This window comes from Variovorax boronicumulans NBRC 103145, from assembly GCF_001591345.1.
GTDB classification, from domain to species: Bacteria; Pseudomonadota; Gammaproteobacteria; order Burkholderiales; family Burkholderiaceae_C; genus Variovorax; species Variovorax boronicumulans.
In genome coordinates, this window is sequence record NZ_BCUS01000022.1 from 22,077 (window position 1) to 35,367 (window position 13,291).

At 67.8% G+C, this 13,291-nt stretch carries 12 protein-coding genes; 8 read left to right on the top strand and 4 right to left on the bottom strand.

Going from position 1 to position 13,291, the window contains the following annotated elements; genetic code table 11:
- The first annotated feature begins 17 nt into the window (after positions 1–17).
- Genes scpA through VBO01S_RS09085 form a run of 7 tightly spaced genes read left to right on the top strand, consistent with a single transcriptional unit; the run spans position 18 to position 8,904 of the window.
- Positions 18–2,183 carry a methylmalonyl-CoA mutase gene (gene scpA, locus VBO01S_RS09055; RefSeq protein ID WP_062473205.1) on the top strand — a complete coding sequence of 722 codons (2,166 nt, stop codon included), beginning with the start codon at positions 18–20 and terminating at the stop codon, positions 2,181–2,183.
- 11 nt (positions 2,184–2,194) lie between these two features.
- Positions 2,195–2,668 (top strand): GNAT family N-acetyltransferase, encoded by a 474-nt coding sequence (locus tag VBO01S_RS09060; RefSeq protein WP_062473207.1) that lies wholly within the window; start codon positions 2,195–2,197, stop codon positions 2,666–2,668.
- A 44-nt stretch (positions 2,669–2,712) separates the two neighbouring features.
- Entirely contained in the window at positions 2,713–3,711 is a 999-nt protein-coding gene (gene meaB, locus VBO01S_RS09065) for a methylmalonyl Co-A mutase-associated GTPase MeaB (RefSeq protein ID WP_370680676.1), read from the top strand.
- 59 nt (positions 3,712–3,770) lie between these two features.
- On the top strand, positions 3,771–5,315 hold the full coding sequence (locus VBO01S_RS09070) for an acyl-CoA carboxylase subunit beta (RefSeq protein ID WP_062473211.1): 1,545 nt from the start codon (positions 3,771–3,773) through the stop codon (positions 5,313–5,315).
- Between the two features lie 21 nt (positions 5,316–5,336).
- Positions 5,337–7,385 carry an acetyl-CoA carboxylase biotin carboxylase subunit gene (gene accC / locus VBO01S_RS09075; RefSeq protein ID WP_062473213.1) on the top strand — a complete coding sequence of 683 codons (2,049 nt, stop codon included), beginning with the start codon at positions 5,337–5,339 and terminating at the stop codon, positions 7,383–7,385.
- Positions 7,385–8,422, top strand: coding sequence for a biotin synthase BioB (gene bioB, locus VBO01S_RS09080; protein WP_062473215.1), 1,038 nt, complete (start codon positions 7,385–7,387; stop codon positions 8,420–8,422). The genes accC and bioB overlap by 1 nt, the downstream gene beginning before the upstream one ends.
- The gene (locus VBO01S_RS09085) at positions 8,419–8,904 is read left to right on the top strand and encodes a VOC family protein (protein ID WP_056580047.1); all 486 of its coding nucleotides are present in this window, start codon (positions 8,419–8,421) and stop codon (positions 8,902–8,904) included. Before bioB ends, VBO01S_RS09085 begins: the two co-directional genes overlap by 4 nt.
- Here the strand turns inward: VBO01S_RS09085 and VBO01S_RS09090 are convergent.
- Positions 8,894–9,391, bottom strand: coding sequence for an Lrp/AsnC family transcriptional regulator (locus VBO01S_RS09090; protein WP_062473217.1), 498 nt, complete (start codon positions 9,389–9,391; stop codon positions 8,894–8,896). The genes VBO01S_RS09085 and VBO01S_RS09090 overlap by 11 nt on opposite strands.
- A gap of 116 nt (positions 9,392–9,507) precedes the next feature.
- Here VBO01S_RS09090 and yedA point away from each other — a divergent pair, with 116 nt between their 5' ends.
- Positions 9,508–10,431 (top strand): drug/metabolite exporter YedA, encoded by a 924-nt coding sequence (gene yedA / locus VBO01S_RS09095; protein ID WP_062473219.1) that lies wholly within the window; start codon positions 9,508–9,510, stop codon positions 10,429–10,431.
- Positions 10,432–10,443: 12 nt separating this feature from the next.
- Here yedA and VBO01S_RS09100 read toward each other — a convergent pair whose 3' ends face one another.
- From VBO01S_RS09100 to VBO01S_RS09110, 3 genes are read right to left on the bottom strand one after another with little or no spacing between them, the layout of a single operon-like run.
- Positions 10,444–11,079 (bottom strand): LysE family translocator, encoded by a 636-nt coding sequence (locus VBO01S_RS09100; protein WP_062473221.1) that lies wholly within the window; start codon positions 11,077–11,079, stop codon positions 10,444–10,446.
- Positions 11,076–11,708, bottom strand: coding sequence for an RnfABCDGE type electron transport complex subunit B (locus tag VBO01S_RS09105; RefSeq protein WP_062473223.1), 633 nt, complete (start codon positions 11,706–11,708; stop codon positions 11,076–11,078). Before VBO01S_RS09105 ends, VBO01S_RS09100 begins: the two co-directional genes overlap by 4 nt.
- 19 nt (positions 11,709–11,727) lie before the next feature.
- Positions 11,728–13,188: a polyhydroxyalkanoate depolymerase gene (locus tag VBO01S_RS09110; RefSeq protein WP_062473224.1), complete on the bottom strand. Its 1,461-nt coding sequence runs from the start codon at positions 13,186–13,188 to the stop codon at positions 11,728–11,730.
- Positions 13,189–13,291 lie beyond the last annotated feature (103 nt).

The window sequence follows — 13,291 nt, forward strand, 5'->3', positions numbered from 1 at the left end:
CTGGAGCGGCGCCTTCCATGAGCAGCAGCACACCCGAACCCACCTACAAGCCGGCCGATCTCGACGCCTGGGCCAAGTCCGCCGCCAAGTCGGCGCCCGGCGGCGACGTGAATGCGCTGAACTGGATCACGCCCGACGGCATCAGCGTGAAGCCGCTGTACACCGCGGCCGACCTGCAAGGCCTGAAGTACACCGACACGCTGCCCGGCTTCGAGCCCTACCTGCGCGGCCCGCAGGCCACCATGTACGCGGTGCGCCCCTGGACCATTCGCCAGTACGCCGGCTTCTCCACCGCCGAGGAATCGAACGCGTTCTACCGCAAGGCGCTGGCCGCCGGCGGCCAGGGCGTGAGCGTGGCCTTCGACCTGGCCACCCACCGCGGCTACGACAGCGACCATCCCCGCGTGACCGGTGACGTCGGCAAGGCCGGCGTGGCGATCGACTCGGTCGAGGACATGAAGATCCTGTTCGACCAGATCCCGCTCGACAAGGTGAGCGTGTCCATGACGATGAACGGCGCCGTGCTGCCGGTGCTGGCGGGCTACGTGGTCGCGGCCGAAGAGCAGGGCGTGGCGCAAGACCAGCTGAGCGGAACCATCCAGAACGACATCCTCAAGGAGTTCATGGTCCGCAACACGTACATCTTTCCGCCGGCGCCGAGCATGCGGATCATTGGCGACATCATCGAGTACACGGCGCAGAAGATGCCCAAGTTCAACTCGATCTCGATCAGCGGCTATCACATGCAGGAAGCCGGCGCCAACCAGGCGCTGGAGCTCGCGTTCACGCTGGCCGACGGCAAGGAGTACGTGAAGACCGCGCTGGCCAAGGGTCTCGACGTCGACGGCTTTGCCGGCCGCCTGAGCTTCTTCTGGGCCATCGGCATGAACTTCTACCTCGAAGTGGCCAAGATGCGCGCGGCGCGTCTGCTGTGGTGCCGCATCATGAAGGAGTTCAACCCCAAGAACCCCAAGAGCCTGATGCTGCGCACGCACTGCCAAACGTCTGGCTGGTCGCTCACCGAGCAGGACCCGTACAACAACGTGGTGCGCACCACCATCGAGGCGATGGCCGCGGTGTTCGGCGGCACGCAGAGCCTGCACACCAACGCGCTCGACGAAGCCATTGCGCTGCCCACCGAGTTCAGCGCCCGCATCGCGCGCAACACGCAGCTCATCATCCAGGAAGAGACGCACATCACGAACGTGATCGACCCCTGGGCCGGCAGCTACATGATGGAGAAGCTCACGCAGGACATGGCCGATGCCGCCTGGACCATCATCGAAGAGGTCGAGGCGATGGGCGGCATGACCAAGGCCGTCGACAGCGGCTGGGCCAAGCTCAAGATCGAGGCCGCCGCCGCCGAGAAGCAGGCGCGCATCGACTCGGGCAAGGACGTGATCGTCGGCGTCAACAAGTACAAGCTCAAGAACGAAGATGCGATCGACAGCCTGTCGATCGACAACGTGAAGGTGCGCGAGCAGCAGGTGGCGCGCCTGCAAAGCATCCGCGCTTCGCGCGACAACGCCAAGGTGCAGGCCGCGCTCGACGCGCTCACCGACGCCGCCGAGAACAACACCGGCAACCTGCTGGCGCTGAGCATCGACGCGGTACGTGCGCGTGCCACCGTCGGCGAGATTTCCGACGCCCTCGAAAAATCATTCGGCCGCCATCGCGCCGACACGCAGAAGGTGACCGGTGTGTACGCTGCCGCCTATGACTCGGCCGAAGGCTGGGAAGCGCTCAAGACCGAGATCAACGACTTCGCCGAAGCGCAAGGCCGCCGCCCGCGCGTGATGATTTCCAAGCTGGGCCAGGACGGCCACGACCGGGGCGCGAAGGTCGTTGCCACCGCGTTCGCAGACCTGGGCTTCGACGTCGACATGGGCCCGCTGTTCCAGACGCCCGAAGAATGCGCGCGCCAGGCCATCGAGAACGACGTGCACGCCGTGGGCGTGAGCACGCTCGCCGCCGGCCACAAGACGCTGGTGCCAGCCATCATCGAAGAGCTGCGCAAGCAGGGCGCGGACGACATCATCGTCTTCGTCGGCGGCGTGATTCCGCGCCAGGACTACGACTTCCTGTACGAAGCCGGCGTCAAGGGCATCTATGGCCCTGGCACGCCCATCCCGGCCAGCGCCAAGGACGTGCTGGAGCAGATCCGCGCGGCCGTCGCAGTCTGAGACGAATCGACGTGGGCGATCTCTTGTCGCGGCTGTCGCTGCAGCCCGTGGATTCCAGCGATTTCGAAGACATGCTGGCCGTGCGCATCGATGCGATGCGTCCGAGCCTGGAGCGCGTCGGCCGTTTCGACCTCACGCGCTCGCGCGAGCGCCTGTCGGCCGGTTTCGTGGTGCCGTACATGCACCACATCGTGCTCGACGGTGAGCAGCGCCTGGGCTTCATCACGCTCAAGCCCGAGGACGCGGATGCGCTGCGCCTCGATCACCTGTACCTGCGCACCGGCTTCCAGGGGCGCGGCATCGGCGAATGGGCGCTGCGCTGGGCCAAGGCGCAGGCGCGCGAACAGAAGCTGGACATCAAGCTCACCGCGCTCGTGCAGAGCGACGCCAACCGCTTCTACCAGCGGCACGGCTTCGTGCTCGAAGGCGAGGAGGGCGTCGACCTGCACTACCGCTGGCGCGTGGCGTCGGAGGCCGCGTGCTGAACACCGTCGGCGCGCTCGAACGCGCGCTGGCCGATGCGCCGAGCATGGCGCAGCGGCGTGCCATCGCCAAGGCGATCACGCTGCTCGAATCGACGCGCACCGACCATCGCGCGCAGGCCGACGAACTGCTCACGGCGCTGCTGCCGCGCACCGGCCAGTCGTTCCGCCTGGGCATCTCGGGCGTGCCCGGCGTGGGCAAGTCGACCTTCATCGAAACGCTGGGCCTGTTGCTGATCGGCAAGGGCCACCGCGTGGCGGTGCTCACCATCGACCCCTCGTCCACCGTGTCGGGCGGCTCCATCCTGGGCGACAAGACGCGCATGGAGCGCCTGTCGGTGCACGAGCGCGCCTACATCCGGCCCAGCCCCTCGAGCGGCACGCTCGGCGGCGTGGCCGAGAAGACGCGCGAAGCCATGCTGGTCTGCGAGGCCGCGGGCTACGACATCGTGATCGTCGAGACCGTGGGCGTGGGCCAGAGCGAAACGGCCGTGGCCGGCATGACCGACATGTTCGTGCTGCTGCAGCTGCCCAACGCGGGCGACGACCTGCAGGCGATCAAGAAGGGCGTGATGGAACTGGCCGACCTGGTCGCCATCAACAAGGCCGACATCGACCGCGACGCCGCCACGCGCGCGCAGGCCCAGATCACCTCGGCGCTGCGCCTCTTCGGCCACCAGGGCAACCCCGACCATGCGCACGCGGTGCACGACGCCCACAGCGGCGTGGAGCGCCGCTTCTGGCTGCCCAAGGTGCTGCAGCTCAGCGCGCTCGCCGGCACCGGCGTCGACGCCTTCTGGGACGCCGTGCTCGAATTCAAGGCGCTGCAAACCGCCAACGGCAAGCTCGCCAAGCGCCGCGAAAAACAGGCCACCGCGTGGATGTGGGAACGCATCGACGCCGGGCTCAAGCAGGCGTTCCGCCAGCACGCGCAGGTGCGCGAGCTGCTGCCGCAACTCACGCAGCAGGTGGCGCAGGGCAGCCTGCCGGCCTCGACGGCGGCGCGCCAGCTGCTCGCCGCGGCAGCCATCACCGCCCGGGTGTGACACCCCGGCCCCCACAAGACTCTCCCAGCAATCCAGAACCACAGCTTCGGAAGCACACCATGCAAGAACTGATCGAACAACTCGAAAAGAAGCGCGCCCAGGCGCGACTCGGCGGCGGGCAGAAGCGCATCGACGCGCAGCACGCCAAGGGCAAGCTCACGGCGCGCGAGCGCATCGAGCTGCTGCTCGACGACGGCACGTTTGAAGAGTGGGACATGTTCGTCGAGCACCGCTCGGTCGACTTCGGCATGGCCGAGCAGAAGATCCCCGGCGACGGCGTGGTCACGGGCTACGGCATGATCAACGGCCGCCTCGTGTTCGTGTTCAGCCAGGACTTCACGGTCTTCGGCGGCGCGCTCAGCGAAGCCCACGCCGAGAAGATCTGCAAGGTGATGGACCAGGCCATGAAGGTCGGCGCACCGGTCATCGGCCTGAACGATTCGGGCGGCGCCCGCATCCAGGAAGGCGTGGCCTCGCTGGGTGGCTATGCCGACGTGTTCCAGCGCAACGTGATGGCCTCGGGCGTGGTGCCGCAGATCAGCATGATCATGGGCCCGTGCGCCGGCGGCGCCGTGTACTCGCCCGCCATGACCGACTTCATCTTCATGGTGAAAGACAGCAGCTACATGTTCGTCACCGGCCCCGAGGTGGTGAAGACCGTGACGCACGAGAGCGTGACGGCCGAAGAACTGGGCGGCGCCATCACCCACACCACGCGCAGCGGCGTGGCCGACATGGCGTTCGAGAACGACGTCGAGGCGCTGATGATGCTGCGCCGCCTGTACAACTACCTGCCGCTGAACAACCGCGAGAAGCCGCCGGTGCGCCTGGGCAACGACGGCCAGGGCGACCCGGCCGACCGGCCCGACTACTCGCTGGACACGCTGGTGCCCGACAACCCGAACAAGCCCTACGACATCAAGGAGCTGATCCTGAAGGTGGTGGACGACGGCGACTTCTTCGAGCTGCAGCCCGACTACGCGAAGAACATCGTGATCGGCTTCGCGCGCATGGAAGGCCAGACGGTCGGCATCGTGGCCAACCAGCCGCTGGTGCTGGCGGGCTGCCTGGACATCAAGAGCAGCATCAAGGCGGCGCGCTTCGTGCGCTTTTGCGATGCTTTCAACATCCCCGTCATCACCTTCGTCGACGTGCCCGGCTTCATGCCCGGCACCGGCCAGGAGTACGGCGGCATCATCAAGCACGGTGCCAAGCTGCTGTACGCGTATGCCGAGTGCACGGTGCCCAAGATCACCGTCATCACGCGCAAGGCCTACGGCGGTGCGTACGACGTGATGGCCTCCAAGCACCTGCGCGGCGACGTCAACCTGGCCTGGCCGCGCGCCGAGATCGCGGTGATGGGTGCCAAGGGCGCGGTGGAGATCATCTTCCGCGAAGACAAGAACGACCCCGAGAAGCTCGCGGCCCGCGAGGCCGAGTACAAGGCTCGCTTCGCCAACCCGTACGTGGCCGGCGCGCGCGGCTACATCGACGACGTGATCCTGCCGCACGAGACGCGCAAGCGCATCTGCCGCTCGCTCGTGATGCTGCGCGAGAAGAAGCTTGAGAACCCGTGGCGCAAGCACGGAAACATTCCGCTCTGAGCCGCACGGAGAAAGAAGAACATGTTCAAGAAGATCCTGATCGCCAACCGTGGCGAAATCGCCTGCCGCGTCATCCAGACCGCCAAGAAGATGGGCATCCTGACCGTCGCCGTCTACTCCGACGCCGACAAGGAAGCCCGCCACGTCGAGCTGGCCGACGAGGCCGTACACATCGGTGCCGCGCCCAGCCGTGAGAGCTATCTGCAGGCCGACCGCATCATCGCGGCCTGCAAGCAGACCGGAGCCGAGGCCGTGCACCCAGGCTACGGCTTCCTGTCGGAGAACGAAGCCTTTGCGCGCAAGGTCGAGGAAGAGGGCATTGCCTTCATCGGCCCGAAGCACTATTCGATCGCGGCCATGGGCGACAAGATCGCCTCGAAGAAGCTGGCGAACGAAGCCCAGGTCAACACCATTCCCGGCTGGAACGACGCCATCGAGACGGCCGAGCGCGCCGTCGAGATCGCCAAGGACATCGGCTACCCGGTGATGATCAAGGCCTCGGCCGGCGGCGGCGGCAAGGGCCTGCGCGTGGCCTTCAACGACAAGGAAGCCTTCGAGGGCTTCACCTCGTGCCGCAACGAGGCGCGCAATTCCTTCGGCGACGACCGCGTGTTCATCGAGAAGTTCGTCGAGGAGCCGCGCCACATCGAGATCCAGGTGCTGGGCGATTCGCACGGCAACGTGATCTACCTGAACGAGCGCGAGTGCTCCATCCAGCGCCGCCACCAGAAGGTGATCGAGGAGGCGCCGTCGCCCTTCATCACCGACGCCACGCGCAAGGCAATGGGCGAGCAGGCCGTGGCGCTGGCCAAGGCCGTGAAGTACCAGAGCGCAGGCACGGTGGAGTTCGTGGTCGGTAAGGACCAGAGCTTCTACTTCCTGGAGATGAACACGCGCCTGCAGGTGGAGCACCCGGTGACGGAGTGCATCACCGGCCTGGACCTGGTCGAGCTGATGATCCGCGTGGCGGCCGGCGAGAAGCTGCCGCTGGCGCAGGCCGACGTGAAGCGCGACGGCTGGGCCATCGAGTGCCGCATCAACGCCGAAGACCCGTTCCGCAACTTCCTGCCGTCGACGGGCCGCCTGGTGAAGTTCCAGCCGCCGGCCGAGAGCATGTTCGCGAGCGACGCCGGCCACCTGCACGGCGTGCGCGTGGACACCGGCGTGTACGACGGCGGCGAGATCCCGATGTACTACGACTCGATGATCGCCAAGCTCATCGTGCACGGCAAGGACCGCAACGAGGCGATCGCGCTCATGCGCGAGGCGCTCAACGGCTTCGTGATCCGCGGCATCAGCAGCAACATCCCGTTCCAGGCGGCGCTGCTCGCGCACCCGAAGTTCGTGGCCGGCGATTTCAACACCGGCTTCATCGCCGAGCACTACGGCAAGGGCTTCCATGCGGAAGACGTGCCGCATGCCGATCCGGCGTTCCTGGTAGCACTGGCCGCCTTCGTCAACCGCCGCTACCGCGCGCGCGCCTCGGGCATCAGCGGGCAGCTCGCGGGCCACGGCGTGAAGGTGGGCGAGCAGTTCGTGGTGGTCGAGCTGGGCCCCGAGGGCAAGCACGTGCACCACGCGGTGTCGGTGAGCGACTTCCAGGGCAAGACCGGCGCCAGCGCCGTCACGGTGGGCGACAAGCGCTACCAGATCGAGAGCGACTTCGCGCTGGGCGCGGTGCGCGTGCAGGGCGCGGCCAACGGCAAGCCCTTCACGGCGCAGGTGGAGCGCGGCGCGGGCAAGAACCCGCTGGCGCTGCGCGTGTCGCACGACGGCACGCAGATCGAGACCATGGTGCTGTCGCCGCTGGGCGCGCGCCTGCTCGAGCTGATGCCCTACAAGGCGCCGCCCGACCTGAGCAAGTTCCTGATGTCGCCGATGCCGGGCCTGCTGGTCGAGGTGTCGGTGCAGCCGGGGCAACAGGTTCAGGCCGGCGAGAAGCTGGCCGTGATCGAGGCCATGAAGATGGAAAACGTGCTGTTCGCCACGCAGGACGGCGTGGTGGGCAAGATCTCGGCGGCCAAGGGCGAATCGCTCGCCGTCGACCAAATCATTCTGGAGTTCAACTGATGGGTGCCAACGACCTGCAACAAGCGGCAATCACGCTGCACCGCCCGGCCAAGGCCGTGGCGACGCCCCAGGGCCCCTGGTCCGTGGAGGCCATCCAGGCGCTGCTAGACAAGCCTTTCATGGAGCTGCTGTTCGAGGCGCAGACCGTGCACCGCCGGCATTTCCCCGAGGGCGACATCGAGCTGGCCACGCTGCTGTCGGTGAAGACCGGCGGCTGCCCCGAGAACTGCGGCTACTGCCCGCAGTCGGCCGAGTTCGACACCGGCGTGAAGGCGCAAAAGCTCATGGAGGTCGACGAGGTGGTGCGCGCCGCGCAGGCCGCCAAGGACGCCGGCGCCACGCGCTTTTGCATGGGCGCCGCATGGCGCGCGCCCAAGGACCGCGACGTCGAGAAGGTGGCGGTGCTGGTCGAGGCCGTGAAGGGCCTGGGCCTGCAGACCTGCGCCACGCTGGGCATGCTGGAGCCGCACCACGCGCAGCAGCTCAAGGCCGCGGGCCTGGACTACTACAACCACAACCTGGACACCGCGCCCGAGTACTACACCGACGTGGTCGACACGCGCACCTACCAGGACCGCCTGGACACGCTGGCGGCCGTGCGCAGCGCCGGCATCAGCGTGTGCTGCGGCGGCATCGTGGGCATGGGCGAGCAGCCGGTGCACCGCGCCGGGCTGATCGCCCAGCTCGCGAACATGGACCCGTACCCGGAGTCGGTGCCGATCAACAGCCTGGTGCGTGTGCCCGGCACGCCGCTGGCCGACTCGGAGCCGGTCGATCCCTTCGACTTCGTGCGCATGATCGCCGTGGCGCGCATCACCATGCCGACCGCGCGCGTGCGCCTGTCGGCCGGCCGCCAGCAGATGGGCGAGGCGGTGCAGGCCCTGTGCTTCATGGCCGGCGCCAACTCGATCTTCTACGGCGACAAGCTGCTGGTCACCGGCAACCCCGACGTCGACGCCGACGTGCAGCTGCTGCGCAAGCTCGGCCTGCGCTCGCACCGCACGCAGGAGCAGGCGGAAGAAGGCGGCTGCGCATGACCACGCCGCGTCCCTTCAAGGTGCTGGGCATCCAGCAGATCGCCATCGGCGGCCCCGACAAGCTGCGGCTGCAGAAGCTGTGGGTCGACATGCTGGGGCTCGAGGTGACGGGCACCTTCCGCAGCGAGCGCGAGAACGTCGACGAAGACATCTGTTCGATGGGCAGCGGCCCGTTCAAGGTCGAGGTCGACCTGATGCAGCCGCTGGACCCCGAGAAGAAGCCGGCGGTGCACACCACGCCGCTGAACCACGTCGGCCTGTGGATCGACGACCTGCCCAAGGCCGTCGAATGGCTCACGGCGCAGGGCGTGCGCTTTGCGCCGGGCGGCATCCGCAAGGGCGCGGCCGGTTTCGACATCTGCTTTTTGCACCCGAAGGCCAACGACGAGTTCCCGATTTCGGGCGAGGGCGTGCTGGTCGAGATGGTGCAGGCGCCGCCCGAGGTGGTGACGGCCTTCAACGCGCTCGCCGCTACGCGCTGAGCGCCTTGCGCACCGGCGGCTTCACGTCGGCGCGCTGCGGCGGCAGCATCGGCTGGTGCTCGCGCGCCGGGTTCAGGATGATCGAGGTCGCGGTCTCGGTCAGGATGCAGAACTTGGCGAGCACCGCATCGAGGTGCGGCACGTCGATCACCGCGATCTCGAGGATCCAGCTGTCCTCGCCGGTCACGTTGTAGGCATTGACGCACTCGGGCGTCTCCTGCACCAGCTTCACCACGAGGTCGTAGTCGGCCCGCCCGACGCGGATGATCCCGCGAATGCCGTAGCCCAGCCGCGTGAGGTTCACGGTGGCGCGGTAGCCGGTGATGACGCCGGCGGCTTCCAGCTTTTTCACGCGCTCGGTCACGGCCGGCTGGCTCAGGTGCACGCGGCGGCCCAGCTCGGCCATGCTCAGGCGGGCGTCGGCCTGCAGTTCGGCCAGGATGCGGGTGTCGTGGGCGTCCAGCGTGGGGGTCAAGGTGAAGTCCATGGAAGTCCTTTAATTCGACGGTGCGGTGCGAGCAGAACCATGAAATTCGCATGGCTGCCGAGCCATGGCTTTCATACCATGACGGGCATCCGATACCAAGAAGAGACACCCTCGATATGTCGACACTCGCCACGCCCGCGCAGGCCGCGCCTGCCGCTTCCTCCTCGCGCCCCCGGCTGACGCCGCTGCTGTGGCTGTGCCTGGCCGCCACCTGGGTGGTCTGGGGCTCGACCTACCTGGCCATCAAGTACGCGCTCATCAGCTTTCCGCCGTTCCTGCAGATGGGCTCGCGCTTCCTGGTCGCGGGCGTGCTGCTGGCGGCGTGGATGCGCTGGCGCGGCACGCCCTGGCCGACGCGCCTCCAATGGCGCAATGCGCTGGTCGTTGGCGCGCTGATGCTCGGCGGTGGCATGGGCGGCACGGCGCTGGCCGAGGTGTCGATCGGCTCGGGGCTGGTGGTGGCGTTCATTGCCGTCATTCCGTTGCTGATTGCGCTGTTGAACCTGATCTGGGGCGTGAAGCCGGCCCGGCTCGAAGCGGCCGGCATTGCGCTCGGGCTCGTCGGCGTGCTGATGCTCACGCAGGGCAGCGGCTTCAAGGCTTCGCCCGAGGGGTTGGTGGCGATCTGCGTGGCCTGCGTGTGCTGGTCGCTCGGCAGTGTGCTGAGCCAGCGCAAGCTGCCACTGGCGCCCGGCGCGATGGGCTTTGCGAGCGAGATGCTGTGCGGCGGTGTGGTGCTGATGGTGCTGGCCGCGGTGTCGGGCGAAACGATGAGTTGGCCGCCGCAGCCGGTGGCGCTGGGGGCGTGGGTCTACCTCGTGGTGTTCGGCTCGCTGATCGCGTTCAATGCCTACATGGTGCTGCTCGCGCAGGCGCCGGCCGGGCTGGCGGCGAGCTACACCTTCGTCAACCCGGTGATCGCGATGCTGCTGGGCGTGTGGATCGCCCACGAGACGGTCACGCGCTTCGAGTGGTACGCCGTGGGCGTCGTGCTGGCGGGCGTGCTGCTGTTGCTGTTCAAGCGCCCGCAGAAGGGCTGAGTTCGACGAGGCTCAGGCCGGTCGGCGCCAGAAGGCGAGGGTGGCGGCCAGCAGCCACATGCCGACCGCGCAGCTGCGGTTGAGCACCTTGAGGCCGCGGCGCGAGAGCCAGCGCACGGCTTGCGTGCCGGCGCCGGCATAGGCCAGCATCACGCAGGTGTCGAGCACCACGAAGATCGCGCCCAGCACCAGGTACTGCATGCCCTGGGGCTTGGCGGTGTCGATGAACTGGGGCAGGAAGGCGGCGAAGAACAGCACCGTCTTCGGGTTGGACAGCGCCACCATCAGGCTGCGCATGAGGGCGATGCGCCCATGCGGACGGACCTCGATGGCCGACTTGGCCAGCGCCGTGCCCAGGTCGGTCGCTTCGCTGCGCCACAGCTTGATGCCGAGCCACACCAGGTAGGCCACGCCCGCGACGCGGATCGCGTTGAAGAGCCATTCCGAGGCCGCGAGCAGCGAGCCCAGCCCGAGCGCCACGACCGCGATCAGCGAGACGCTGCCCAGCGACGCGCCCGCGATGCCCCAGCTGGCGCGGCGCATGCCGCCGTCGATGCCGTTGGACAGCGCCAGCAGCATGGTCGGGCCGGGAATCACCGCCAGGGCGAGCGAGGCGACGGCATAGATCAGCAGGGTGTCGAGGGTCATGGTTTCGCTGCTCCTTGGCGCTGTTCGGCGGCGGCGCGGGCACGCGCCAGGGCGGCTTCGACGATGGAGCGCTTGCGCGTGTCGGCGGCCTGCGGTTCGGCGGCGGCAGGCGCGGGTTCGGCCTCACGCTTCGCGGTCTCGCGATGTTGGGCGTGCAGCTTGTAGCGCTGCAATGCGGCCTCGGCCTGTGCCTGCGACCACGCCTGCCAGCCGCTGCGGCCGGGTGTTTCAACCTCGAGCGAGATGCAATCGACCGGGCACACCGGAATGCACAGCTCGCAGCCCGTGCAGTGCGCCTCGATCACCGTGTGCATGCGCTTGTGGATGCCGATGATCGCGTCGGTCGGGCAGGCGTCGAGGCACAGCGTGCAGCCGATGCACCAAGCTTCGTCGATGACCGCCATGGCGCGCGGGCCTTCGGTGCCGAACTGCGGGTCGAGCGGCAGCGCGGGGCGGCCGGTGAGCAGCGCGAGGCGCTCGATGCCTTCGGCGCCGCCCGGCGGGCACTGGTTGATGCCGGCCTCGCCGTCGGCGATGGCCTGCGCATAACCCGCGCAATCGGGGTAGCCGCACCGTGTGCACTGCGTTTGAGGCAGTGCGTCGTTGATGCGTGCGGCCAGCCCGTTCACGGTGGGTGATGCGCGCGGCTCAGCGCGCGGCGCTGGCGCGGGGCTTCTTTGCCGCTGCGGCCGGCTTCTTGGCAGCCGGCGCGGCTTTCACGGCGACGGCCTTCTTGGCGGCGACCGGCGTCTTGCGGGCCGCGGCGGTGGCCACGGCCTTCAGCTTCTGGCCGGGCTTGATGCGGTCTTCGGCCGGCAGCTCTTCGCGCGCGCCGGCGCGGCGCTGGGGCTCGTCGCTGGCGGCGATGAAGTTGCGCACCTTCGGGTAGACCAGATCGCGCCAGCGGCGGCCGCTGAAGATGCCGTAGTGGCCCGCGCCCTTGACCTCGTAGTGCTCGCGCTTGCCGTCGGCGATGCCGGTGCACAGGCTGTGCGCGGCCTGGGTCTGGCCCGAGCCGGAGATGTCGTCGAGCTCGCCTTCGACGGTGAGCAGGGCGGTGGCGTGGATGTCCTGCGGACGCACGCGCTCCACCTGGCCGGCGGGGCTCTTCACGTCCCAGGTGCCGTTGACCAGGTCGAAGTCCTGGAACACGGTGCGGATGGTCTCCAGGTAGTAGTCCGCGTCCATGTCGAGCACGGCGTTGTACTCGTCGTAGAACTTGCGGTGGGCTTCGGCGCTGGCGTCGTCACCCTTGATCAGGTCCTTGAAGTAGTCGTAGTGGCTGCTGGCGTGGCGGTCGGGGTTCATGGCCACGAAGCCCGTGTGCTGCAGGAAGCCCGGGTAGACCTTGCGGCCCGCGCCAGGGAAGCCTTGTGGCACGCGGTAGATCACGTTGTTCTCGAACCACTCGAAGCTCTTGTTGGTCGCGAGGTTGTTCACGGCCGTGGGCGATTTGCGCGCGTCGATCGGGCCGCCCATCATGGTCATCGTGAGGGGCAGCGGCTCGCCGCGGCTGGCCATGAGCGACACGGCAGCCAGCACCGGCACGGTGGGCTGGCACACGCTCACCACGTGGCAGTTGCCGTACTCGGCCTGCAGGCGGCGGATGAACTCCTGCACGTAGTTGATGTAGTCGTCCAGGTGGAACTCGCCGTCGGACAGCGGCACCAGGCGCGCGTTCTTCCAGTCGGTGATGTAGACCTTGTGGTCCTGCAGCATGGTGCGCACGGTGTCGCGCAGCAGCGTGGCGTAGTGGCCCGACAGCGGCGCCACGATCAGCACCACGGGCTGGCTCTTGAGCGTCTTGAGGATGTGCGGTTCGTCGGTGAAGCGCTTGAAGCGGCGCAGTTCGCAGAAGGGCTTGTCGAGCTCGACGGCCTCCTGGATCACGACCTCTTCGCCGTCGACCTTGACGGACTTGATGTTGAACTCGGGCTTCTCGTAGTCCTTGCCCAGCCGGTACAGCAGGTCATAGCCGGCGGCCATGCGCTGTGCCATCGGCAGTTGGCTCCAGACGGCGCCGGGACCGTAGAGCTTGGAGGCGGCCTGGGCGAAGTCCGAGAAGGGCTCCATCAGGGAACGCTGGGCTTCGTAGAGTTGATAGAGCATCGCGGGTCTTTGAGTGGATGTTGCAGTGCAATATATCAGTGCATTTGCCGCGGCGCAGGGGGCCGAACCCTAGCCCGAAGCGGGCTGGATTCGGCTTCTGTGG